Origin of the sequence: Lacibacter sp. H407 (assembly GCF_037892605.1) — a bacterium.
Lineage (GTDB): Bacteria > Bacteroidota > Bacteroidia > Chitinophagales > Chitinophagaceae > Lacibacter.
In genome coordinates this window covers 1,226,413-1,251,191 of the sequence record NZ_JBBKTU010000001.1, presented here as the reverse complement: position 1 = coordinate 1,251,191, position 24,779 = coordinate 1,226,413, and the positions used below count along the sequence as shown (strand labels likewise).

18 protein-coding genes are annotated in these 24,779 nt (G+C 41.2%); 7 read left to right on the top strand and 11 right to left on the bottom strand.

Translation table 11 applies throughout. The features are described 5' to 3' along the window. Positions 1–96: 96 nt before the first annotated feature. Positions 97–1,188, bottom strand: a complete 1,092-nt coding sequence (locus WG989_RS05360) for a ligand-binding sensor domain-containing protein (RefSeq protein ID WP_340427870.1) — start codon at positions 1,186–1,188, stop codon at positions 97–99. Positions 1,189–1,425: 237 nt separating this feature from the next. Here WG989_RS05360 and WG989_RS05355 point away from each other — a divergent pair, with 237 nt between their 5' ends. Beyond that, positions 1,426–2,316 carry a winged helix-turn-helix domain-containing protein gene (locus WG989_RS05355; protein ID WP_340427868.1) on the top strand — a complete coding sequence of 297 codons (891 nt, stop codon included), beginning with the start codon at positions 1,426–1,428 and terminating at the stop codon, positions 2,314–2,316. A gap of 131 nt (positions 2,317–2,447) precedes the next feature. On the opposite strand, the gene WG989_RS05350 is transcribed toward WG989_RS05355, so the two are convergent. Continuing rightward, the gene (locus tag WG989_RS05350) at positions 2,448–4,211 is read right to left on the bottom strand and encodes a hypothetical protein (protein WP_340427867.1); all 1,764 of its coding nucleotides are present in this window, start codon (positions 4,209–4,211) and stop codon (positions 2,448–2,450) included. Between the two features lie 267 nt (positions 4,212–4,478). On the opposite strand from WG989_RS05350, the gene WG989_RS05345 reads away from it, so the two are divergent. Beyond that, positions 4,479–7,811, top strand: coding sequence for a S41 family peptidase (locus tag WG989_RS05345; RefSeq protein ID WP_340427866.1), 3,333 nt, complete (start codon positions 4,479–4,481; stop codon positions 7,809–7,811). 94 nt (positions 7,812–7,905) lie between these two features. Here WG989_RS05345 and WG989_RS05340 read toward each other — a convergent pair whose 3' ends face one another. The 3 genes from WG989_RS05340 to WG989_RS05330 all read right to left on the bottom strand — a co-directional run bounded on the left by WG989_RS05340 (position 7,906) and on the right by WG989_RS05330 (position 12,992). Next, on the bottom strand, positions 7,906–10,023 hold the full coding sequence (locus WG989_RS05340) for a glycoside hydrolase family protein (protein ID WP_340427865.1): 2,118 nt from the start codon (positions 10,021–10,023) through the stop codon (positions 7,906–7,908). A 290-nt stretch (positions 10,024–10,313) separates the two neighbouring features. Then, entirely contained in the window at positions 10,314–11,009 is a 696-nt protein-coding gene (locus tag WG989_RS05335) for a hypothetical protein (protein WP_340427864.1), read from the bottom strand. A 135-nt stretch (positions 11,010–11,144) separates the two neighbouring features. After that, a complete protein-coding gene (locus WG989_RS05330) occupies positions 11,145–12,992 on the bottom strand; it encodes a hypothetical protein (RefSeq protein WP_340427863.1) in 1,848 nt (615 codons plus the stop codon). A 284-nt stretch (positions 12,993–13,276) separates the two neighbouring features. Between WG989_RS05330 and WG989_RS05325 the strand changes: the two genes are divergently transcribed. Further along, on the top strand, positions 13,277–14,134 hold the full coding sequence (locus WG989_RS05325; RefSeq protein ID WP_340427861.1) for a L,D-transpeptidase: 858 nt from the start codon (positions 13,277–13,279) through the stop codon (positions 14,132–14,134). A 90-nt stretch (positions 14,135–14,224) separates the two neighbouring features. Here WG989_RS05325 and WG989_RS05320 read toward each other — a convergent pair whose 3' ends face one another. After that, positions 14,225–14,419, bottom strand: coding sequence for a hypothetical protein (locus WG989_RS05320; protein ID WP_340427860.1), 195 nt, complete (start codon positions 14,417–14,419; stop codon positions 14,225–14,227). Positions 14,420–14,548: 129 nt separating this feature from the next. Here WG989_RS05320 and WG989_RS05315 point away from each other — a divergent pair, with 129 nt between their 5' ends. After that, positions 14,549–15,454: a lysophospholipid acyltransferase family protein gene (locus WG989_RS05315; RefSeq protein WP_340427858.1), complete on the top strand. Its 906-nt coding sequence runs from the start codon at positions 14,549–14,551 to the stop codon at positions 15,452–15,454. 104 nt (positions 15,455–15,558) lie between these two features. Here WG989_RS05315 and WG989_RS05310 read toward each other — a convergent pair whose 3' ends face one another. Beyond that, complete coding sequence (locus WG989_RS05310; RefSeq protein WP_340427857.1) at positions 15,559–16,890, bottom strand: Gfo/Idh/MocA family protein; 1,332 nt, start codon at positions 16,888–16,890, stop codon at positions 15,559–15,561. Positions 16,891–17,015: 125 nt separating this feature from the next. Here WG989_RS05310 and WG989_RS05305 point away from each other — a divergent pair, with 125 nt between their 5' ends. Next, complete coding sequence (locus WG989_RS05305; RefSeq protein ID WP_340427856.1) at positions 17,016–18,158, top strand: methionine aminotransferase; 1,143 nt, start codon at positions 17,016–17,018, stop codon at positions 18,156–18,158. Positions 18,159–18,202: 44 nt separating this feature from the next. Here the strand turns inward: WG989_RS05305 and WG989_RS05300 are convergent, their stop codons facing one another. Then, a complete protein-coding gene (locus WG989_RS05300) occupies positions 18,203–19,750 on the bottom strand; it encodes a BRO1 domain-containing protein (protein ID WP_340427855.1) in 1,548 nt (515 codons plus the stop codon). 403 nt (positions 19,751–20,153) lie between these two features. Here WG989_RS05300 and WG989_RS05295 point away from each other — a divergent pair, with 403 nt between their 5' ends. Together WG989_RS05295 and WG989_RS05290 are read left to right on the top strand one after the other, a co-directional pair. Continuing rightward, on the top strand, positions 20,154–21,494 hold the full coding sequence (locus WG989_RS05295) for a M24 family metallopeptidase (protein WP_340427853.1): 1,341 nt from the start codon (positions 20,154–20,156) through the stop codon (positions 21,492–21,494). A 110-nt stretch (positions 21,495–21,604) separates the two neighbouring features. Then, positions 21,605–21,892: a hypothetical protein gene (locus WG989_RS05290; RefSeq protein WP_340427851.1), complete on the top strand. Its 288-nt coding sequence runs from the start codon at positions 21,605–21,607 to the stop codon at positions 21,890–21,892. 33 nt (positions 21,893–21,925) lie between these two features. On the opposite strand, the gene WG989_RS05285 is transcribed toward WG989_RS05290, so the two are convergent. From WG989_RS05285 to argH, 3 genes are all read right to left on the bottom strand, one after another. Beyond that, positions 21,926–22,540, bottom strand: coding sequence for a hypothetical protein (locus WG989_RS05285; RefSeq protein ID WP_340427849.1), 615 nt, complete (start codon positions 22,538–22,540; stop codon positions 21,926–21,928). Positions 22,541–22,582: 42 nt separating this feature from the next. Then, positions 22,583–23,146, bottom strand: a complete 564-nt coding sequence (locus WG989_RS05280; RefSeq protein ID WP_340431694.1) for a methyltransferase family protein — start codon at positions 23,144–23,146, stop codon at positions 22,583–22,585. Positions 23,147–23,462: 316 nt separating this feature from the next. Continuing rightward, the gene (gene argH, locus WG989_RS05275) at positions 23,463–24,764 is read right to left on the bottom strand and encodes an argininosuccinate lyase (protein WP_340427848.1); all 1,302 of its coding nucleotides are present in this window, start codon (positions 24,762–24,764) and stop codon (positions 23,463–23,465) included. Positions 24,765–24,779: the final 15 nt, after the last annotated feature.

The following is a 24,779-nucleotide window of genomic DNA, read 5'->3' as shown; positions in this document are numbered from 1 at the left end:
CTGGAGCGGTTCAAATTCCAAAAAACGCAAACCATCGATGCTAATTGCACCGACAGCTTGTGTTACATCTATCATTGAACATTAATCAAACCTTTTCTAACAACCTTCTTTTATAAAATTAACCAGCGTCGATTCCCTCAACCGAAACACACCACCTGAAAAACCAAACCACATTTCACCATTTCTTGTTTGCAAAATGCTTTGCACATGATTTTTGGTGCGGCCCTGCTGTTCGGTGTAGGTTGTAAAAGTGGCGCCGTTGAATTTGCTGATGCCGCCACCCAATGTGCCCATCCATAAATTTCCCTGATTGTCCACCAACATACTCCACACATCGTTACTTGCCAGTCCGTTCTTATCACTGAAATTCTGAAATCCGTTGGCAGTGAAACGACTTACACCCTTGCCCCATGTTCCAAACCAAAGATTGCCGGCTTTATCGGCGGTAATGGATAACACATTGTTACCAGCCAATCCATCCGCTTCGGAATAGTTGGTAAAGGTTTTGCCATCGAATTTTTTTACACCATCACCATCGGTACCAAACCAGATAGCACCGCTCTTGTCTTCATACATACTCCAAACCAGTTTGGTTGAAAAGCGTGACGCTCTTGTGCTGTTACTCACAAGCGGCACATCCACTTTTGTAAAGCTTGTTCCGTTGTACACACAAACACCTTCCATCGTTCCCACCCAAAGTTGATCTTTACTGTCGAGCAACATACTCCAGGTATCGTTTGAACTCAGGCCATCTGCTTCGCTGAATCGGATAAATGTTGTTCCGTTATACATCGTCACGCCATTGTTGGTGGCCAGCCAGATATTTCCTTTTTTATCTTCCAGTATCCGTCGCACTGCATTTCCGGCAAGCCCGTCTTTCTCAGCATAGTAGAAAAAGCGTTCGCCATCATAACGGCACACGCCCTCGTTGTTGGTACCAAACCAGATATTGCCTTTTTTATCCTGGATCATACAACGGACGTATTCACTTACCTGCAACGAAGGATCGGGTGCCGTGATCAACTTCACGGATAAGAAATTATACACCGGCACTTTCGGCACTGTTTGAGGCTGACCATTACTGATCGATTCGGTGATGGAACTCAGGATGGCCGCTTCGTTTGGATTGTTTTGTCCGTTGCAAGAGCTGATGACCAAAGCGAATAGTAACAAGGGAAAGTATTTCATATACATGTTGTTTGTGTGAAACCGGATTGCCGGCTGTTTCACTAAAGTACACTGCCGGCAAGGCTTAACCGGTAAAACCCCTGTAAATAGATTGTAAACGGATGTAAAACCTTTGTAAACCAAAGCGCTTGCCGGCAAGGATTGATTAATTTTGAACAGGAAACAGCGCAGGTAAATTTCTTGTATGATCTTTTGCCTTTGCAGTTTCATTCGTCTCCATCAAATAATTATGAGCAAATGAAAGGGAAGATACTGTCGTTGGTTGTGGCAGGCGCACTGTTGCTGTTGGTTGGTTTTGTAACAAAACAAGCCAGCAAAACCGAATTTGATTCGGCCAAAGAAATGATCGTGATGCGACAGATCGCCCACAGCATTTTATTGTACAGCAACGACAGTACCACACAAGTATCGCCCATCAACCGTATTTCAGCAAACGAATTTCAAATTCCTTTTCGCAGCAGTTTTTCATTTAAGCCCGATTCGCTGGTGAAGATCATTGGTCGCATCATCAGCCGCAACCAGCTCCCCGGCAATTATATTGTACAGGTTACCGAACCGCAAACGGATAAAGTAATTTTCGGTTATGCCATACTTGGCAGTGAGCAGGAAAACATTGTACCCTGTGTCGGCCGCATCCAGCCGGCCAAGCCTTACAGTATTCTCATCAGTTTTCGTGACAAACCATTCCGTGCCGCCACCTGGTTAATGGGTGCCGGTGTGTTGCTATTGCTCAGTGCAGTCATTATTGCATGGCGCATCAAACAGCAATCTACAGCAACGAACGAAACGATAGAATCAATCACAACCGGTACTAACAATCAACCATTCCGAATCGGCAATTATTTGTTTTATGAACAAACACAACGATTGGTGATTGGCAGCGAAGAAATTATTTTAACCAGTAAAGAATCGAAGTTGCTCGGCATCCTTGCAGCGGCACCTAACCAGATCATTGATCGTAACAGGTTGCAAAAAGAAGTGTGGGAAGATGAAGGTGTGATTGTGGGCCGCAGCCTCGATGTATTTATGTCGAAACTGCGGAAGAAGTTAGAACAGGATACCGCTGTAAAAATTATCAGTATTCATGGCAAGGGATATAAGTTGCAGATTGAGGAAGAGAAGAGTTGAAGTGGGAGAATGCAATTTTCTTCATGCACTTTTTTTCTAAGCAAAATGCCCCCTCGCTTGTTGCAGTTAATCATCTGCATTTATGGGATCATTGCTGAGAAGAAATGAATTATCAACTCCGCATAAGATGACTATTGTACGGTATTTAGAATGGATTGTACTTCAGATTGCATTAGTTCTGGGGGGGGAGAAGTTGCATGGAAAAATTCTCCCGAAAGCTGATTTATTGGATAATAGAAGTCGTACTTGCTGATGCCTGCACTAGGACATTTGCCGGGTCTGATATTTGTATCTACACTATAAATTGCACGCCCATAATTCGTTGTGCTCATTTTACCGTTTCTAATTACAATAAGAGGTAACTCCATACCACTTATTCCTCCACTACTGTTTGCAATCCCTCCCTGAAGTTCACATGATACAGTGCCATCACTCCACCGAATGATTGGTCCATTAAGATTATTTAATAAATCGGGAAAGGTGCTATTGAAACTTTTTATTAAACCTCCTCTTTTGTCATTTACGCCAATATATAAGTAAAAAGATCCTTTCTTTCCAAAGTCATTACCACAATAGTCATCACCCGAAACTCCTATTGTATAAGTACCCTTGTACCATCCTGCAACAGAATAAATGCATGTACCAACTTTTTTATCCAAGACTTCAAAACATGTATCAATAGCAGCTCGTGAATTATAAAGATCATAAACATGCATACCTATATTTAAACCTTGCCCTACTTTGCCAACCTTATCAAAGAATTTGAAAAATTTACCAGCGGCAATCCAATAAGGGTTTTTGTAGTTTGGATCTTTATAATTCGAGCAATCTTCAAATAAAGAAGCTCTGGTATTAAACAAATCCGAACAAAAACCCAAGGCAGTACTCGCAAAGTCAGCCGGTGTACTTGCTTTAGAAAAAGCTTGTGTGCTTTCTATCGTTGATTTAATACCATCGTATGCATTTTTCGTACACTTGCTGTCAAGAGGCATTTTGCTTTTTACCAACGTGAAAATATACTCTACAATATTTTCCTTAAATGCTTCTTTATATTCTGTGCTGTTATCATCAGTACCAGGTGCACCCGACCGTATTCTAAATTCAAGTGTTCCATCTTCTGCAGTAGAAAAAATTTTCGAATCAGGTGATGAATATCCGTTTCCAAATACACCATCTATCACGTCTTTGAAAGAAGCCGCAAAAGATTGAGTTCCATTCACAACAAGCTTTTCAATACGACCATTGTTCTTGTAAATACCAATCACATATTTATGCGAAACGTTATTATTTGCAAAGGAAAAAGTACCCGGATTGGCCGTTTTTATGTTTAAAGGAACAGGTCTATAAGTATTAAGTCTATATCTGGAAGCACTTTCAAACAATTTACTGGTTGCAAGTATTAACGATGTGTTGGTGGTATCAATAATACTTTTGTTCAAAGTAATTGCATTTTTAATCTCATCAACTAAGGACGGAAAATTAGAGTCAAGTTGTATTTTATTAATCATTGCTAGCTGTCCTTCATCGGATAAGGAGGTAACTATAGGTGCATTCATGATCAGTGCTAAAGCAGTTGAATTTATTGATATGTCATTATCCTTTTGCCCGGGATAGTTATATCTCATCATCTTAACGTCTCCCTTCGAATCTGTTACAAATACTGTCGAAAACTTATTAATCGTGTCTACTATGAATCCATTTTCTTTTATGGAAGCGGCACTATGAAATGTTGAAACTTTAACCCCGGTTGTATCTAAGTTTAAGTTTGCTGGCCAAACTATTCTACCGGTCATTTTATTGATTGTGTTGGGTGTATCGGTTTGGGATCTTTCATTTTTTTTGCATGATGTACAAAAAATTAAAGCGAATAAAAAGAGCATTGAGTACTTTCTCATAAAAAATTTTTAAGACAACCCCTAAGGTTAATTTGAACGAAAGAAATATTGATTTGGTGCTAATTTTGACCTTATTGCTATTTGGAATATAACAGTCAGGCACGAACGATTGAAGATAGCGAGTAGATTTCATTTAATGAATACCAACTAGTGGGTATTCTAATGTGGAAGAAAATAAGTATTGACTTCCTTTTTTTCATTTGTATCCCTCCCATTTTGCACTTATATTAGTATCCTGTCTTTTCTTTTCATCTCAAATTTCATTACATGAATTTCTTGTCATCCAAAACATGCGTTGCGTTTGTAAAACGGCAATGCTTCTTACTCATTGTTTCAATTGTGTTGTTGACAACACAAAGCTTACAGGCACAAAGCACACGCCTGTTACGTCAACCCGATATCAGTGCCACACAAATTGTGTTTGTGTATGGTGCCGATCTGTGGATCAGCGATCTCAACGGACAGAATGTACTGCGTTTAACCAGCACACCCGCTGTAGAAACCGATCCGCATTTTTCACCCGATGGAAAATGGATCGCCTTCACCAGCAACCGCAGCGGAAGTCAATCTGTTTACATTGTACCAAGCAAAGGCGGCGAAGCAACAAGGCTTACCTGGCATCCATCGCCCTCTGTTGCACGTGGCTGGAGTAACGATGGAAAACAAGTGCTGTATGCATCGGAACGGGAAACCGCACCATCAACTTATTTGCGTTTGTGGACAGTGCCAACAACAGGCGGTCCATCTACATTGCTGGCCAAACAATGGGGCTTTGATGGAAGTTATTCGCCGGATGGCAAACGAATGGTGATCGATAAAATGGATCGCTGGGATGTAGAATGGCGGGCGTATCGTGGCGGACAAAACACGCCGCTTATTATTCTCAACCTTGCTGACTACAGCGAAACACTATTACCCAACGATCGCAGTACTGATCTTCAACCAATCTGGTTGGGTGATAAAATTTATTTCATGAGCGACCGCAACGGTGGCGTTTCAAATATCTGGAGTTACACGCCCGGAGCAGGTACACTTACACAGTTGACAAAGTTTACCGGTGCTGATGTAAAATGGCTAAGCGGTTATGGCTCTACGTTAGTGTACGAACGGGAAGGCTGGTTGCATCGCATCGATCTGAATGGAAGCAATCAAAAACAACTCGACATTACAGTAGTGGGCGATTTTCCATGGTCGGCACCACGTTGGGAAAATGTGAGCCGTCGTATTTCGTGGGCATCACTTTCACCAACAGGCAAGCGTGCCATTGTTGAAGCAAGAGGTGAAATTTTTACTGTGCCTGCTGAGAATGGTGATGTACGCAACATCACTCAAAGTTCCGGTACGGCTGATCGGGCACCAATGTGGTCGCCGCTTGGTAACGACGTAGCGTGGTTTTCTGATGCCGGTGGAAAAGGCTATGCATTAATGCTGGCGCCACAAGATGGCATGGGCAAAACCCGCAGCATTTCCATTGGCGAATCGAAAATGGCGTGGGAACCAACCTGGAGTCCCGATGGAAAATACATTGCATTTGCTGATGATGATCTGCGTGTTCGTATTGTGGAATTGGCAAGTGGCAATATTACTACTGCTGATGTGGGTGGCGTAAATATTGAACGTGGAGGAATGGGTCTAACCTGGAGTCCCGATGGACAATGGTTGGCGTATAGTAAAACCGGTGTCAACATGTTGCGCAGTATCAAAGTGTACAATGTAAAAACCAAAACGGTCCAATCGTTGACCAACAGTTTTGCAGATGCGTTTTGTCCGGCATGGGATAAAGACAATAAACATCTTTACTTTTTAGCAAGTACCGAAGTTGCATTGGGCAGTGGCTGGGCCAATACCAGTTCACAAAATGCACGGCCGGAATATGAAGCGTATGTGATCAATTTGCGCAAGGGTGATCAATCGCCGTTTAAACCAACAAGCGATGAAGAAGAAGTGAAGCCCGAACAAAAACCGGAAGCAAAAACAGATGCTAAGCCGGAAGAAAAACCAAAAGAGAAACCAAAGGAAGAACCGAAACCTGCAACGGATAAACCAAAAGAAGATAAAGCGGTGCTGATCGATTTTGATGCGATCGAACGACGCACTATTCCATTGCCGATTCCAAAACGAAATTACTTTGATGTAATTGCAGGACCAGCAGGCACGGTGTTCATCAACGAACGTGTACCAAACAGACCGGGTGTGTTACATAAATTCACACTCGAATCAAAAGAAGCGAAAGAATTTTTACCGGGTGCGAATGGTGTAAGTGTATCAACCGATGGAAAGAAAATGCTGGCCAATGTAATGGGTGTATGGAAAGTGATCAACACCGGCGGCCCCAATGGAAATGATGGAAAAAATCTGAAGACCGATCTGCGCATGCAGCTCGATCGTGGTGAAGAGTGGAAACAAATGTTTGAAGAAGCATGGCGTTATGAGCGTGATTATTTCTACGATCCCAATATGCATGGCCGCAACTGGAACGAGGTGTATCAACGGTATGCACCGCTTGTTCCGTACATCAAACACAGAGCCGATCTTACCTATATTCTCGATCAGGTAAATGGTGAATTAAGTGTGGGACATAGTTTTGTTTTTGGCGGCGACTTTCCGGAAGTTGAAAGCCCGAGTGTAGGTTTACTCGGTGCAGATCTTGCAGCAGAAAACGGACGTTGGAAAATTACACGCATCTACAATACTGAAAGTTGGAATCCGGGATTAAGCAGCCCGCTTGATCGCCCCGGAATAAAAATGGAAAACGGATATTATCTCGTTGGTATCAATGGAAAAGAATTAACAGCAAGTGATGATCCGTACAAAGCATTGGATGGAACAGCGGATGTACAAACGGTGTTACACATCAACAGCAAACCTGCATTCGAAGGTCATTGGAAAGAAATTGTAAAACCTTTGCGGAATGAAAATGCATTGCGTCAACGTGTGTGGGTAGAAGATAACCGCAGGTTGGTTGATAGTTTGTCGGGTGGAAAGCTGGCCTATGTGTGGGTACCCAACACAGGTGGCGGTGGCTTTGTAAGTTTCAACCGTTACTATTTTGCACAACAGGATAAACTGGGTGCAGTGATTGATGAACGTTTTAACGGCGGCGGATTATTAGATGATTATATGGTTGATCTGATGACACGCACTTTACGTGCATCACTCACCAACGAAGTGCCCAACGGTAAGGCAATGAAATTACCTGCCGGTATTCTTGGACCGAAAGTATTATTGATCAATGAACAGGCGGGTTCCGGTGGTGATTTCTTTCCATGGGCCTTCCGTCAGCAAAAAGCAGGTTTGTTGATTGGTGCACGTACATGGGGCGGCTTGGTAAAATCATCGGTGCATTATTCACTGGTAGATGGTGGCGCACTAACGGCGCCGGATAATGCAGTATTCGATCCCATCAACAGAAAGTGGGTGGCAGAAAATGAAGGTGTACCACCGGATATTGAAGTAAGACAAGATGCAAAATCGTTGCAGGAAGGTCGTGATCCGCAACTGGAACGTGCAGTGAAAGAATTGATGGATCAGTTGAGTAAGTTACCGGCGATGGACATAAAACCACCGGCTTATCCAACTCCGGCGAAGCCAAAAAATTAAACGGCTGATTTTATAATGTATAAAGAAGAAGGAAGTACAACTGTACTTCCTTCTTCTTTTATGCTCATCGAATGCTGTAGAAGTGTAGTGTATTTTATTCCGGGACAAACATCACATTGTACGTTTTTACAACGCCTTTGTAATCAAATTTTACAACCGCATTTCCCTCTTTTGACGAAGCTTGCGTAATGCTCACTTTTACAGTGCGGTTGTTCGAAGATGCTGTTACTTTCGGTATGGCTGTTGTAGTTGCGGGAACTTTCACTGTTGCCTGGTAAATATTGTATTCTGTAATGCCATTTGCATTGGTAGATCTTACCGGCGTAGCAGGAATATCAATTGCTTTTCCATTGACCATAATGTTAACAACAGGAACAACGGGACGTACCAATTTCTTTGTCTTTGAACTGAAACCAAGTCCACTTAAGTTGAACAGTACATCTGTGCTATCTCCATCTGCTACTAAAAAGATTGCATGCTTTTTATCCAGGTTGTCTACATATTTCGCTACATCAATCGTGAATTGCGTAACCTCCTGTTTGGAATTTGCAGGAACAATTACTTCACCGATCTTTTTGCCTTTCCATGTAGCATTATCCCAAGGCCCGTCAATCCATACATTCACCTTGAACGATTTTGTTGTAGTGGGTGTCAGGAAAAGATGAAACTTCGTTTGGTTACCCGGCTTCGTTCCTTCAAAAGCTTTCAACCCGTTTTTATTTTGCGACAGCCCACCAAATCCGAAATATTTATAACCGATGATGTGGCCGTTTTTTACTTTTTCAATCGGCATATGATTATCCCAGATATCCCATGAATCTTGTTGGGTGGCCGGAGTTGAAAGATAAGAGGCATATCCTGCTGAATAATATTGATAGGGATCGAGGCCATAGAAATGAAAACCTTCCGAAGTAACTTCGGCACCTTTGTATTCTTTTCCCTGGTTGTCTTTTGCGGTCCACAACTTATCTGTTGCATAAGGATCGTATGCTCTGATGGTAACTCTTCCACCATCTGCTACCGGTTTTTCATCGGCAATCACCGTAACGGGGGCTACCATTGGCTGACGTGCATAACCAAAACCCCGGGGCGGCCGGTGGTAAAACGCATACCACTGACCGTTGATGTCCTGTATACTTCCATGTGTATTATGTCCGGAGTAACTTGTTTGCAAAGCTGTTCCATCCTGATTGAGAACCGGCGCACGGGAATCCACCAATACACCACCGCTTTTCCATGGGCCTAAAGGAGAGTCGGCATACGCATAACGCAATGTAGAGTTAGAGCTGGTCAATCCATAGTCAGGTCCGGAATAACCACTGTACACGGTCACAAATTTGTTGCCCACTTTGCGGATAGATGATGCTTCAAAAAAGTTGAAGGTTCCCAGATCTTCATTCGGGAAAATGCTGGGATACACAGTGCCTGCGGGTTCACGAAGTGCTCCGCCATATCGTGCGCTTGCAGGTAAAAATGGTTTGAGAATGCTGGTGCCGGGACGCAGCGTGTACATCGTATTCTGATCTAATTGTGCTGCAGATGAACCCTGAAAACCCCAGTAACCATAGGCACGGAAACCAATTGCGTAATCAGGATCTTTTGGATCGGTGATGTATTCAACATACACGGCAGGGTCGAAACCTAAAATACTTCCAGGTACAGTTGCCTTACCATCTGCTGTTAAGTTGATGGGAGTAAAAGGACCATCAGGACGATCTCCCTTTACCACCATCGCTTCCCGGTTGCGACCACGACTGTGAGGGTACAGGTAGTATTCCTTTTTACCGTTCTTACGTTTTACTTCTACGAGATCGGGGGCATACATTACATCCCACTGATTGTCGATCGGGTAGGTAAACACAGGGCCTTCATCTCGCCAACTCGATAAGTCTTCTACCGGTGCCGACCAGATACGAATGTCGGGGCCGCAATAACTGTTCACTCGCAGATCATGTGAGCCAATGATATAAGCCCGGTATTTTCCCGGCGTGTCAGGATCTTCAAACACACGGGGCTCACCGTCGGGTAAATGTTCCCACAATGGCAGGTAGGGATTTCCTGCTCTTTTATGAATAAACTTGTTGGTATTCTTTTTTGCGGGCAGGGTATTTTGCGCTCTTGTACCTGCTATTGTAAACAGGAACATGCAAACAAAAAGTATTGATTGCTGATGAAAGCGGAACATCCTGTTGAACGATCGATTTTTTGCCATCTGATTGTTATTGGTTTTGGACTTGTTTTTTTGTTGATTCCGGGTTAGGTTCAGGATATGTTTTGAATACATCGTGTTTTCTAACGTACTGTTCGTAAAGTGAAAGCAGTTTGTTGATTTGCTTTATCGACGAAAAGGGGAATACAATCTTGTGTTTTGAATATAATTAAAGTATAAGATTTATAACAATAGACAATAATACCGCAGACTTGTACCAAACACAGAACATAGATATTTATAATAAAAAAGCCTGCCGGACGGCAGGCGCTTCTTTTTTAATGTAAGGCTGTTTACAATTCTGTTGCGAGCTTATCCACCAGTTTGCGGCCCATGAGCGTCATTGCAGCATCGTACTGCTGCAAATAAAGTCCCATTTTTTTCTTAACCGATTGATACAGTCCTGCTTTTACCGGTTGTACCGAAATCGGCACTGTTACTGTTCCTGTTTTGGCAATGCTTTTATCAGCGTTGATCACTTTGTAAGAAACCTGCAATGCATGTTCCTGCGGCAGCAGCGTTACGGTTTCCCAGCCGGCACCATAAAGTCCCAGAAAAATATAATGCCCGGTATTATCCAGGTCGAACGCCGAAGGAATTTTTTCAACGGTTAACTCCATGGTTTGGTTGGGCAGTTTTGGTTTCAGCACACGAACGGCATAACTGTTTACAGTTGTTGTAAAATTATTCAGTGCCATTTGCGGATTGAGCTGGCAGGCATTTACATAATTCCATTTCCAGTAAACGATCAACGGTAATACGCTTACAGATTTTCTCCGGCTCTCGGAAAGTACCGAACCCATCGATGCAACAGTCGATTGTACTGTAACCAGGTCGTTTTTTCGTTTAATGGGTGCAGGTACACTGCCGTAATAATTGGCAACCCATTTATCGGTTTTACGTGGACTGATACACGCTCCGAGTAACATTGTTGCCAAAAGGATACAGACAATCGTTTGCGGCAGTACGGTTGGTTTTCTTCTGTTCATGCAGTGATAGCTTTGCTGATTGTAAGCAAAGATTTACAAATATGCGCAACAACGAAAGTTGTTTTCATGGTTGAGTCAAAAAAGGCAATAACTGTGAATGCTGCGATCTTCTATTTTTTTGATGAGCAATAATTATCAAAGCCGCAGTTTATACGGCCCGTCAGGATCATGCTCCAGTGTAATATGAAACCATGCATATTCAGTGGCCGCATTTTCGGGAAACAATTCTTTCCCATTGATCTTATCTTTTACAATCACTTTGTTTTTGTTGTTTACGGTTGGTTGAAACACATACTTGCCGGGATCTTTCTGATGAACCATGTCGGTAACCTTGCGGGTAATTTCCTGGATATTATTATACTGGTTGAGTGTTTGTAAACTCATATCGCCTGTTGCAGGCATTTTACCATTCTTCATTTGCTTCATCATCGATTCGTATTGCGCCATCATTTCCTTTTTCATTTTTTCGATCTGTTGCGGATTTTGCATCGCTTGTGCATCACGTCTTACCTGTTCAATATCCATGAAGCAACCCAACAAAACACCTCTTAATTCTGCAGCGTTTGTTACACCCATTGGTTGCGGAAACTGCCAGAGCTCTTGAAACCCTTCGGGATAAAAGGGATAAGCAATAATGCTGTCTTGATCAGTTGAACAAAAGTCGATGCGCAGCAAAGGAATATCACTCATCCAGCTTTTTGTGCCGACGTAGGGAATATCAAGTGCGGGACCTCTGAATTCAGCAGACAAGAGATTATATTTCGATTGATGAATATCGGTGCCTGTTTGTACCCAACGTAATTTGCAACTGCTGTCGGGAATGGCAGCAAACCAATTGTCGCCACGAATATGTCCGGCAATATAGCCGCCATCGGCACCCAGCTTACCGGTGATATTGCTGTTGAGTTTAAACTGGTTAAAGCCGAGCATTTTATCAAGAAAATCATCCGAATTAATTCCGGTTAGCTGCATGGTTCGTGCTAGTGATAATATTGCTTGCAGGTTGAGTGCAATTGCATAATCCCGTTCATCGGCTGCACGCAATAGTTTATTTTTCACAGCAAGAAATGAACGGTCGAAATAATCATTCGGTATCAGGTTGTCAGTTGCTTCTTCTCCTATCAAGTGGCGGATGCGATCGATCTCGAGTGTTATTTGCAACACCGCATATGTTTTGGCAGGATCGTCAATGTATTTTTCAAGAAGTGCATTTACACGATAGGCAAGCCGATCGAGAACATAATTTTTCATCATTTCTACTTCACGCATTACACGACGTAGTTTGTCTCCTTCACCCAATTCAAAAAGTGCTTTGCGACCCATCAAAAAAGCTTTCTCCAGCATTTCTTTATCGCCTCTTGATAATTCTTCACGAAACAATTCAAGTGCATGTTCAAAAGCGTTGTTTCCTTCTTCATCACAAGTAAAACAATAACTGTAATCATAATCGGGTGGCACAGGAACAAGTTTTAAATTATCATTCGCATGGTCTTTATAATACTGGCGGAACAAGCGAATGGTTTCTTCAAATTCTTCTTCCGGATTTGTTTCAATAGCAGCGCCTCCCACACCCGGCTTTGTAATAGCGGTATTGCCTGGTATTGCAGGTAACTGTACAACATTTGACAGAATACTGCTGTATTGTTCCCGCACTGCTGTAAAGGATGTTTGAACCGCACCTGCATAATACGAGAGGACGGGTTTAGGAAACTTTGCAAAACGGGTTATCTGTTGCTGAATCCGTTGATTGGTTTTATTCAACTCCAGCATCATGTTGTCGAATCGTTTCCCATCACCGCTTTTACTGATCACTTTCAATTCACCGCTGGCAGGATTGAATCGAACAGTATCTCCTTTCATTGTGAGCAATACATTGGGTTTGATTTTTTTTCCTTTGTACCAAAGTAAGTGATAGGAAGTATCTGTTTGTGCAATGGTGTTAACAGCAGCTAACAAAAACAGCAACAGTGCATATGATCGCATAGATGAAAAGGTTTATGTAGCAAAGCTGCCGTTACAAAAGCAATGCAGGAAGTTCGATTGGTATGAACTGTTTGTTGGATGTAATGAATTGATGGCGATGATTGTATACCCGATTGGGAAAAGGGATGAAAGTATTACAATCCAACAGACCTGATTTTTGCGCCGTTTAATTACAGCATCTGTTCATAATCTCCCCGAAATAGTAAAATGGCATAATCTTTTCCTGTAATTATGTAACAGTTGATACGGCTGTTTCGCTCATCTTTACCTGTTAATCTACAACTATGCAAAAAAGTATTTTCGGAATTTGTTTCAGCCTGTTTGTTTTATTGTCTTGTGATCAATTGACACAAACTCAACCTGCTGAACTTGTATTGCCCAGCCGACCGGAACCAAAAGAGCTCTCATACAAAACGGATAGTGCGAAGCAATGGCTTACACAACATGCATCAAGTAAAGAGCATTTACGCATTGCGTTAGCAGTGAACCGAACAGACAGTGCACATTTTACAAAAATGGATTCAGTGATTATTCCGGTTGATCTCACGGGTGATATTGTGTTTTATCTTCCTTTTCCATTAAAGGTTTCGTATCTGCGGGATATTAAAAAGATCATTTTCTTTTCGTACCCCACGCAAACATTTGCAACTTATGAAAATGGATTGTTGACATACACGGGTCCAACGAATATGGGCAGTAAAAAAAATCCAACACCTACCGGTTTATTCTTTACCAATTGGAAAGCAGAAGAAACCATCAGTACGTTTAATGATGAGTGGGAATTGCGTTGGAATTTTAATATTCAAAACAAAGAAGGGATTGGCTGGCACCAATATGAGTTGCCCGGCTATCCGGCATCGCATTCCTGTTTGCGTTTATTAGAAACCGATGCAAAGCATTTATATGAGTGGGCCGAACAATGGGAATTGCAGAACGATGAAAAAGTAAAAGTGAAAGGAACACCTGTAATTGTTTTTGGCTCGTATAATTTTGATGCGCCGAAGCCTTGGTTGCAGTTATTGGCCAACCCAAAAGCGCTTGATATTACGGAAGATGAAATTCAACAACTCACAACGCCACACCTATCAAACATTCTTGCTGAACAGAAGAAGCGGGATGTAATGGCTGTAGCGAAGAAATAAATGTTTGAGATTTATAATTGCCGGTGTTGGAACCCTGTTCTTTATCAGTTCAACTTTCCAGCACCGGTTATTTTTTGCGGGATTATAACCTTAGCTTGCTTTGTCATTTGTATTTCTTACAAGACCAATACCGGCAAAGAAGAAAATAGCGCCTACAACTCCGAACGCTGTGATCATCTTAATATTTGTTGTGCCTGTGCCGCCATTAATAAAACTAATTGCTGCATATATAATCCCCACCACTCCCAACAACGATAAAATGATACCCAATACTCGCTTTTCCATATTTGTTTTGTTACAAGGTAACGGTATCGAATTGATATTGACCGGCTCCTGATCAAAACATGTGAATGATACAAGAAATAGCAATAATTATGTAAAGGCTGTGTACCTTGCAGACGAATTGCCCAAGCCATGTACTACTTAGTTTTTGGAATATTATATGTGTTTTCGTTGTTACCCATGCGTGTACTTTATCTGATCTCAGATTTGGGTGCTTTTGTTTTGCAAAAAGTTCTACGCTATCGGATAGATGTTGTGATGAACAACCTCACACAGGCATTTCCTGAAAAAACAGCGATTGAAAAAAAGCAAATTGCCAATAAGTTCTATCATAATTTTTGTGACAACTGGATTGAAACAATCAAACTGCTTTCCATCAGTAAGGAAACAATGAACAAACGGTTGAGTGGCAACTTTGAAGTGTTTCATCAACTGTTTGCAACAGGTAAAGCCGTGCAGGTAAACCTCGGCCATTTTTTTAATTGGGAAATGATGACGTTGCATGCCGGTATCAATCAACCCTATACATTTCTTACCGTTTATCTTCCGCAAAGTAACCAGGTAATGAACCGGCTCATTTGTTATATCCGTGGGCGGTGGGGTAATCCCTTGCTTTCAAGCAACGACATGGCGAGAGCCATTATCCCTTGGCGAAAAAAACAATACCTCCTTGCATTGGGTGCTGATCAACGACCGGTAACACCCGACAATGCATATTGGCTCAATTTTTTAAACAAGCCCGCCGGTTTTGTAAAAGGCCCTGAAAAGTTTGCACGTGTACAATCGATTCCTGTTGTAATGATGACGACCACCCGTGTGAAAAGAGGCCATTATCATTTTGATTATTTTCTATTGTGTGAAGATCCTAAGTCGTTACCCGATGGAGAATTGATCCGCCGTTATGTACGGCACCTCGAAGAAAACATCCACTTACAACCCGATCTGTATTTATGGAGCCATAAACGTTGGAAGCATCAATGGAAAGATGACTATGCAAAGTTGTGGGTGGATGATGTGGAGATGCCGATTTCGAAATAAGTGAAACCAATAGCAAACGTATCTGTAAAAAATAAGCCTGTCGAAATCTTGACAGGCTTTTGCAATAATGTTGAGAATGTATTTAGCAGCTCATCAGCACTCAATTAAACAACCGGTAACTTATATCCATTATGGTATTCGTTCAATAAATATTGTTTGTTAATTGCTTCATCCGTAAACGCACCCTTGGCTTTGTTCCACAATAATTTTTTTCCACTTCTGAAAGAAATATTTCCCATTTGTGCTACTGTAGCTACATGCGCCCCCGCTTGTATAGAACAATGTAAATCTTCAGCTTTGCGTGACTTTACAGCAGCAATAAAATTCACCCAGTGTTTATCAAGCCCGTTATCTGCTGATTTTTGAAACGGCATGATCACTTTATTTTTACTTTGGCGCTCTTCAATTACTTCCCAACCACCACGATTTAAAATGAGTGTTCCGTTATTGCCAATAAACGCAATACCATGATCTCTTCCGTATGAACCATTATCAATACCCATTGCAGAATCCCAAACCATGTTGAATTTATCAAACTCATACAGTGTAGTTAATGTATCAGGTGTTTCTTCATATAAATCGGGGTAAGCAAATTTTCCGCCAAGCCCGGCAATGCTGATCGGCAGATCGGCTTTCATACCAATCAATGCATAATCTAATAAATGCACACCCCAGTCTGTCATCAATCCTCCGGCATAATCCCAAAACCATCTGAAATTAAAATGAAAACGGCTGCTGTTAAACGGTCTTGTTTTCGCAGGACCAAGCCATTGTTTATAATCCACACCTTCCGGCGGTGCTGAATCAGGAACAACCGGTCCGGGTTTCATCCACCCTTGATAGCACCAAACTTTCGCTGTTCGTATATTCCCCAACTGCCCGCTATGTACAAAAGCAACGGCATCTTTAAAATGTTGCTGACTGCGTTGCCATTGTCCGGCCTGTACAATTTTATTATAACGTTTTTGTGCAGCTACCATTCTGTTACACTCAATAATAGAATTACCAACCGGCTTTTCGACATACACATCTTTACCTGCTTCACATGCGTGGATCATCATGAGTGCATGCCAGTGATCGGGTGTGCCAATGATGACCGCATCAATATCTTTCTGCTCAAGCAGCTTCCGGTAATCGCCATATCTTTTTATGTTGGAAGTAGCTATATTTTTTTTGCTCAGCTCGTCCAGCCGTTTATCGATAACAGATTTGTCAACATCACAAACAGCCACCAGATTTACACCCGGAATTTTTAATGCTGCCATTACATTACTCCAGCCCATTCCTTTAATGCCAATAGCACCAATGTTTACCTGATCGGAAGGGGAAACACGACTTTTGAAAATCGAAAATGCATTGGATTCAAACGCAGGGATCAGTAAACCTCCTGCAGCCAGCAAGGCAGATTGTTCAAGAAACTTTCGGCGGGCATTCATCGTTAAAAAGTTTTAGTAAAGAAAGATAAGTATTTAACCGTTTAACAGCTGTAAGTTATTGCCGAAAAAAGAGTTCCACAGAATAAATACGTACAGAAACAATTCATCTTCTTTACTTTGTAGTTATGCAGATCAAAAGTAAACTTCCCAATGTTGGTACGACCATTTTCACCGTGATGAGTGCGTTGGCAACCGAACATAAAGCAGTGAACCTCGGGCAAGGATTCCCCGATTTTCCGATGAGTGAAGAACTGACAGGGAAAGTTGCTGAAGCAATGAAGAATGGGCATAATCAATATGCACCCATGCCGGGATTGATTGGTTTGCGTGAAAGCATCGCCGAGAAAGTAGAATTTCTTTATCAAACAAAAGTGAACCCTGATACAGAGATCACGATTACACCCGGCGGTACGTATGCGATTTATTCGTCGTTGACTGCGATTCTGCAACCGGGCGATGAAGTGATCTTGTTTGAACCGGCTTACGACAGTTATATCCCCAACATTGAGATCAATGGAGCAAAAGCAGTTCCGCTTCCATTAACGTATCCTGATTATAAAATTGATTGGGAGTTGGTGCGTGCATCCATCACCGCAAAAACAAAAGCGATTCTCATTAACTCACCGCATAATCCAACAGGAAGTGTGTTGGATAAAAATGATATAGCTGAATTAAAATCGATTGTTGCCGGTACAAATATTTTTATTGTGAGTGATGAAGTGTATGAACATTTGATCTATGATCAATTGCCACACGAAAGCATGTTGAAGTATCCGGAGTTATTTGAACGCAGCTTTGTGAATTTTTCGTTTGGCAAAACCTATCATTGCACAGGTTGGAAGCTGGGTTATTGTATTGCTCCTGCTGCTTTTACAAAAGAGTTCAGGAAAGTGCATCAATTCAACTGTTTCAGTTGCTTTACACCAGCACAGGTTGCGTTGGCTGACTATTTAAAAAATAAGGATGCTTATTTATCGCTGCCACGTTTTATGCAACAGAAGCGTGATTATTTTATAGAGTTGATGAAACAGACAAAATTTGATTTGCTTCCTACGAGTGGCAGTTATTTTGTTTGTGCAAGCTATGGCCGCATCAGTGATGAAGCAGATAAAGATCTGGCAATACGTTTAACAAAAGAAGCGGGTGTTGCTACCATTCCGCTCTCTGCTTTTTATCATAACCAGAAAGATGATAAGGTGGTGCGTTTTTGTTTCAGCAAACAAAACAGAACTTTGCAACAGGCGGTTGAACGATTGATGAAGATTTGATCAGCGGGTGAGCCACCCAGCCCAAGCTCACCGGCAGGGTACAATTATTTTCGCTTACTCTTCTTATACTTACCATGCACCACTTCTTCCATGGTTTTATTGTATACTTTACTTTCGGCCCATGAAATGATATCGAGGTAGGCAAAGGAGCGTGTTTGAAAACGGTTGTTCTCCAGGTGTTTGATGTCTGACAACAATTTTTCCAATGCCTTTTTGATCTTATCAGGTGATTGCGTAAAACTTGTTTTCAAAAATTTAAAAACCGCTTCTTCCACAGTCGTTAAATTTTTCATCTTTTCCATAAAACGGTGAACCGATTTACTCAACGAATCAAGTATTTCATAGTTCCCCAATTCATAATGACTCAGCAGATGCATTAAACGGGCATAACATTGAAGATCGATACGAATGTCCATCGGGCCGTTAATAATGCGATGCAGATAGTCAATTGCTTTTTCATAATTCCCGTTTCCAAAATACAACGATGCAATTTTATAGTTGAATACAAGTATCCTGTGCTGATCTACAAACAACGCATATTCATGCAACTTCTCTTCGATGATCGGTACTAATTTCAAACCTTCTTTAAATGTTCCCTTCATCAAATGTCCGTTCACTTTTGAACTGTTGATATAAATGGAAGTATGTGTGCGGAAGTTATCGTGTTGCTGTGCTTCGGGTGTTTTTTCATACGCTTCAAATTCACGTACGGTTTTTTCAAACTTATCAAAGTTGCGCAAATCAAAATGTGCATTTAACAATGCCTGCATGCCTTTGATATAATGACCCGTTTCAATGCTTTTTAAATGCGGCTCTTCTTTATACAGATCAACCCACTTTTGTGCATAACGATAGTACATTAAAAAATCCTGGCGAATGAACGCATACCAGCAATAGCTTTGATAGAGATAGAGTTTTTCATAAAACCCGTTTACGAGTGTAAGATCTTTTGGTAAATAACTTTTGAAAAAATCTTTAATGTCTTTTTCATCTTCTTCATTACGTGCATGTCCGTTGATCACATACCAGCGGTAGAGTAACAATGCAAGATTTGATAAACGTGTTACACGATCAATATGCCGGCTAACATCGAGTGCTTCACGTGCCATCTGCTCGGTTTTATCCGTTGTACTGCGTGTAATGTGGAGAGTTTCAATTTTCTTTTCCAGCGAAATGATCTGCACCAGCGTATTGAACTTTTGATTGGCCCTTGCCAGTTCTTTTGCTTTCTCAATAATGCGCAGGCTTTGTTGTTTCAAGCCTTTGTTGTACAACAAACGGGCATTGTCCAAGTGTTCACTCAACTGCAGATCCACATTCTCTCCGGTTTTGAGTAGCCGCAAGCTGGCCAGCACCTCTTTATAAAGATGTGTTTTGAGATTGGCGAGTTTTGTTTTGCTGTTGTCGGTGAGTTTTTTGAGCAGGGCATATTCATCATACTCCTGCATTTTATCTAAGGCATCGAAAAGCTGGATGATCTTGAGGTCTTCTTTGGAGGAACTACGCTTGATGTAGAGTTTAAAATGGCGTTTCTCCGCTTTCTCTAAAGAATGAATTAATTGAAATAATGTATCTGAAAACCTGTTGGCCATAATAATTTTTTTTCCTGAAACCCTTGTCCTGCCTGTGTTTCATTGCCTTTCCCCGACTTTGACGTCATAAAAAGACCCGTTTTTTGATTTGATGTGCAAAAACAACAGGTTTACATTTGTCTCGGATTCGGTCGTAAAAAGTATATGGCAGGCAATCGTTAAAGGGGAAGCATCGTAAACGGCCAAGAATCAAGTCGCTTCAAGCGACAGGTAAAGATACAGATCTATTTTTTTATATGGCAAGCAATCGTTAACGGTCAGCTGTTTCTACAGGTGACCTTTTCTTTTCTAAAAGGTTTGCTAAAATAATATAAAAAATCAATTCACAAATTTTTTTCTACTCCATTTTCTTACACAGGTAATAGTTTGTTGCTTTCGTAACTTAGAAAACTAATTCTGATGTATGAGAAGATTACTTTTTTTCCTGTTTTTACTCACGTCCGTTCGTTATGTTAATGCGCAGGCAATTTCAATGCGGGAGCAATCACGTGTTATTGATGAAATTCTTGCAGATCGTTTTAATAACCTGTTGCCAACATTGATGGAACGCAATGGTATCGATTTATGGGTGATTGTTTCAAGAGAGTATAATGAAGATCCTGTTATACGCACCATGTTACCTTCCACCTGGATATCTGCAAGGCGAAGAACCATTCTTGTTTTTTACAACAATTCGGCAACAAAGCAATTTGAAAAAATTGCGATCGCACGGTATAATGTTGGCGACAATATCAAAGCAGAATGGGATATGCAAAAATTCCCGGATCAATGGGATGCGTTGATGCATATCATCAGCACAAGAAATCCAAAAAAGATCGGTATCAATACGTCCACTCATTTTGGACATGCAGATGGAATAGATGTAACAGATTACAATGAAATGATGGCAAAGCTTCCTGCAGCCTTCAAATCAAAAGTGGTGAGTGCTGCAACGCTTGCAGTGAATTGGTTAGAAACAAGAACAGAAAGGGAGATGCAGCTTTATCCGCAACTGGTGTATGAAACAAGAAAAATTATTGAAGAAGGATTTTCTGAAAAAGTAATTACACCGGGCATTACCACAACCGATGATGTGGTGTGGTGGTTTCGTGAAAAGATCAGAAGCATGGGATACAGTACATGGTTTCATCCATCTGTTTCTATTCAACGAAACGATCCGCAAAACTTTGAACATCTTCGCAGTTTTTCCAATCGACCAAAAGATGATGTAATTCAACCCGGCGATCTGTTACATGTAGATATTGGCATTACCTATCTGCGATTGAATACCGATGTACAGGAACATGCCTATGTAAAAAGGCCCGGCGAAACAGAAGTGCCGAAAAATATCCGTGATGCATTTACAAAAGCAAACCGCTTGCAGGATATTCTTACATCACAATTCAAATTTGGCAAAACCGGTAACCAGATTTTAGCAGATGCGTTGGCGCAGGCAAAAAAAGAAAATATTGCTGCAGTGATCTATACGCATCCATTAGGTTTTCATGGTCATGCTGCCGGCCCAACTATTGGCATGTGGGATCAACAGGGCGGTGTACCCGGTTCAGGCGATTTTCCCATGAACTACCGTACAGCTTACAGTATTGAACTGAACGCTGCAACCGATATTCCGGAGTGGAAAAAGAGCATTCGCATTATGCTGGAGCAGGATGGTTATTTTGATGAGAATGGTTTCCGTTACATTGGCGGGCGACAGAAAGAAATTTATCTGATTCCAAGAGCAACGAAAACAACCGGAGACTGAGTTTACTGAATGGCGTAAAGGAGAAGCAAATAAAGCACCCTGATAAATTCATTTCCGCTGCAACGTTGGGAGTTCTTTTCACATCATAGAGCTGTTTAATTTTATACAACATGAACAAACCACAAACGTCTCTCCTTTTTTGTCTCGCAATGGATGCAGTTGGTTACGCCAGCTATGCACTTCCTTTTCTTGGCGAATTTGCAGACATAATCTGGGCACCCATCTCGGCGCTTATCTTCTTCCGCACATTCGGTGGATGGAAAGGTGCTTTTGGCTCGTTATTCAATTTTGCAGAAGAGTTGTTACCGGGGTTGGATTTTGTACCCAGCTTCACCATCATGTGGGCGTGGAAATATTTCGCTGTCAAAAAGAATCATGAAGTGATAACTGTACAATAAAAAAACGTCACGCTTTAGCGTGACGTTTCAGTTTTATAATCCCTGGTTGTTACCATATCGCCACGGATCGTTTTTATCTTTTGTTGGTCGCACTTCTTCATCTTTCTCTTTATCATATACACGCAGATAAATCACCCATTCAAAATTTTCAAATTCAGCAACCAGATCAACTACCAGTCTGCTGAACTCACCTGTTACATCATTAATACGGAATTGATTACTCCATAAACGTAACTTTTCTGTTGGAGCACTGTAAGGCCCTGTTGCAGTGATACTGCTGTTGGATGCTTTGCTGAAAAGTGATTTGCCGGCAATATCATTATAATAAGCTTTGTATTGTTTCTGCATTTCACTGGTTTCTTCTGTTACCAGCAACTTTGCTTCCCATAACCAATTGATTTTTTTATTGGCAGGATAGCCAAGAATTTTTGTTTCAACAGCTCCTTTTAATTCTACTTTAGAAGTGTACTCAATAATGCCGGGGTTACCTTGATTTTGTTCACCTTTAATTAATGCAAACTGGTTGGGATAATCGCTGATCACTTTTTCGAGTTGTGGACGTATGCTGGTAAACGTGTTTTTCGTTTGTGCAAAAGAGGAAATAGCAATAAAAATAATTGCTGATGATAGCAGTAGTTTTTGAATCATGGATAGAGATTTGATTGCAATATAGGAAAACAAATCATTTTTTCATAGTACTCCGGGGATGAGTCGTTTTACTCTTTTCTTATACTGCACATACGCATCGCCAAAATGCCGGATAAGTTTTTTTTCTTCCAACCAAATACCGATCAGTAGATACACAAACATCAATAGTAAGACATACCAGTTTTTCAATTGTGGAAAAGCCATGCAGATGCCAAAACACAACAAAAGCGTACCACTATAAAGCGGGTGACGCATATAACGATGCAACCCCTTTATCTGCAGCGGCATTTTTGTTTCAGTACCAAAACCAAAAAAAACACGAAGGTCGTAGCTTTTGGCAGCCAGCATCATCAGCCACAAACCAGTTATTGCTAAGAGTAAACCTGTAGCGAAAGAAACTGTGTTACCTGCAAATAAATAGGTTGATGGAGTAATGAAATGCAACCACAAAATGGCAGGTAACCCTAGCAGATTCAATAAGTTATACAATCGTCTGTACACTTGCTTCGACAACCTGAAACTGTTTGTCAGCCTGTCTTTTACGGCTTCGTTTGCCAAAAGACTGTGCACGAAAAAGTAGAAAACCCATATGGTAAGCAGGAGCATCATGTATCGAATGTAGTATGATATTTACAAGAAAACCCGTAAAAATAACAAGGGAAAAAACATTGTTTCTACGCTTGCACAAACGTTGAACTCTTTTTACTTTTATAGTCTTAAATCCAATCGTTATGAAAAAGAACCCAACCGTACGTAAAAGTTCTTCTGTTATGCAGTCGATCAAACAGATTGTTCACTTGTTCGTTGAATCATTCGAATCACCGCAAACAAAACAATTCAGAAGATTGAAAAGCTTTATATCAGAATAATATGAATGAACTTTACCCATGAAAGCCATTCGCTGAAAGTGCATGGCTTTTTTTTATGCCCCGAATTTTTCAATCACCTTTTCCATCTCTGCTTTTATTTCTTCACTGCAAAGGTTACCAATGCTTCCCTCATGGGTATGATGCAATTGTTGCAGATCGTATTCAAACTCTCCTTTGTTAATGGAATTCCCAACTTGCTGATAGGCTTCACGGAACGGCACTCCTTTGTTCACCAGCTCATTTACAGCTTCCACACTAAATAGATATTTATACTTTTCATCGGTAAGAATATTTTCTTTCACCTTCATATTGCTGAGCATTAGTTGCATGAGTTGCAAACATGCTTTCAGTTCTTCGATTGCAGGAAACAGAATTTCCTTTGTCAACTGCATATCACGGTGATAACCGGAGGGCAGATTATTGATGAGCAATGTCAATTCATTTGGGATCGATTGAATGCGATTGCATTTTGCACGGATGAGTTCAAACACATCGGGGTTTTTCTTGTGAGGCATAATGCTGCTGCCTGTTGTCAACTCATCGGGAAATGAAATGAAACCAAAGTTTTGGTTCATGTACAAGCAACAATCCATCGCCAGTTTGCTGAGTGTTGCTGCAACAGAACTCATACCGATGCTTGTTACTTTCTCTGTTTTACCACGGCTCATTTGTGCATACACACTATTCCAGTTAAGCGTACTAAACTGTAACAATTCTGTTGTGCGTTTTCTGCTGAGCGGAAAAGATGAACCATAGCCTGCACCGCTGCCCAATGGATTTTTATTGGCCACTTGGTATGCTGCTGCTAACAATTCCAGATCATCTACCAAACTTTCAGCATATGCACCCAACCATAAACCAACGGATGAGGGCATGGCAATCTGCAAATGAGTATAGCCGGGCAATAATGTATTCTTATGCTGATCACCTGTTTTCACCAACAGATCAAACAGATTTTTTACTTCGTCTTTGATGTTGTTGATCTCTGCACGCAGGTATAATTTAATATCAACAGCAACTTGGTCATTTCTGCTTCTTCCGCTGTGGATTTTCTTACCAACGTCACCTATCTTTTGTGTGAGCAGGTATTCAACCTGTGAGTGCACATCTTCAATTCCTTCTTCAATAATGAAAGAGCCAAGCTCAATTGTTGCTGCAATTTCTTTCAACCCATTTACTGCAATTTCTGCTTCTTCTTTGCTCATCAAACCCACTTCGCCTAACATGGTAACATGCGCAATGGAACCTTGTACATCGTACTTTGCCAGGAGCAAATCAAATTCTTTATCACGACCAACGGTGAATTGTTCTACCAATGCTGATGTGCTGCTGTTTTCTTTGCTCCAGAGTTTCATGTGCGAATGCTTTCG

Coding starts and splice junctions, on each gene's coding strand:
- WG989_RS05350 (WP_340427867.1), bottom strand. CDS start 4,211: ATGAGAAAGTACTCAATGCTCTTTTTATTCGCTTTAATTTTTTGTACA.
- WG989_RS05335 (WP_340427864.1), bottom strand. CDS start 11,009: ATGAACAGAAGAAAACCAACCGTACTGCCGCAAACGATTGTCTGTATC.
- WG989_RS05355 (WP_340427868.1), top strand. CDS start 1,426: ATGAAAGGGAAGATACTGTCGTTGGTTGTGGCAGGCGCACTGTTGCTG.
- WG989_RS05330 (WP_340427863.1), bottom strand. CDS start 12,992: ATGCGATCATATGCACTGTTGCTGTTTTTGTTAGCTGCTGTTAACACC.
- WG989_RS05280 (WP_340431694.1), bottom strand. CDS start 23,146: ATGCTCCTGCTTACCATATGGGTTTTCTACTTTTTCGTGCACAGTCTT.
- WG989_RS05340 (WP_340427865.1), bottom strand. CDS start 10,023: ATGGCAAAAAATCGATCGTTCAACAGGATGTTCCGCTTTCATCAGCAA.
- WG989_RS05315 (WP_340427858.1), top strand. CDS start 14,549: ATGTACTACTTAGTTTTTGGAATATTATATGTGTTTTCGTTGTTACCC.
- WG989_RS05320 (WP_340427860.1), bottom strand. CDS start 14,419: ATGGAAAAGCGAGTATTGGGTATCATTTTATCGTTGTTGGGAGTGGTG.
- WG989_RS05295 (WP_340427853.1), top strand. CDS start 20,154: ATGAGAAGATTACTTTTTTTCCTGTTTTTACTCACGTCCGTTCGTTAT.
- WG989_RS05305 (WP_340427856.1), top strand. CDS start 17,016: ATGCAGATCAAAAGTAAACTTCCCAATGTTGGTACGACCATTTTCACC.
- WG989_RS05290 (WP_340427851.1), top strand. CDS start 21,605: ATGAACAAACCACAAACGTCTCTCCTTTTTTGTCTCGCAATGGATGCA.
- WG989_RS05300 (WP_340427855.1), bottom strand. CDS start 19,750: ATGGCCAACAGGTTTTCAGATACATTATTTCAATTAATTCATTCTTTA.
- WG989_RS05345 (WP_340427866.1), top strand. CDS start 4,479: ATGAATTTCTTGTCATCCAAAACATGCGTTGCGTTTGTAAAACGGCAA.
- WG989_RS05325 (WP_340427861.1), top strand. CDS start 13,277: ATGCAAAAAAGTATTTTCGGAATTTGTTTCAGCCTGTTTGTTTTATTG.
- WG989_RS05285 (WP_340427849.1), bottom strand. CDS start 22,540: ATGATTCAAAAACTACTGCTATCATCAGCAATTATTTTTATTGCTATT.
- WG989_RS05310 (WP_340427857.1), bottom strand. CDS start 16,890: ATGAATGCCCGCCGAAAGTTTCTTGAACAATCTGCCTTGCTGGCTGCA.
- argH (WP_340427848.1), bottom strand. CDS start 24,764: ATGAAACTCTGGAGCAAAGAAAACAGCAGCACATCAGCATTGGTAGAA.
- WG989_RS05360 (WP_340427870.1), bottom strand. CDS start 1,188: ATGAAATACTTTCCCTTGTTACTATTCGCTTTGGTCATCAGCTCTTGC.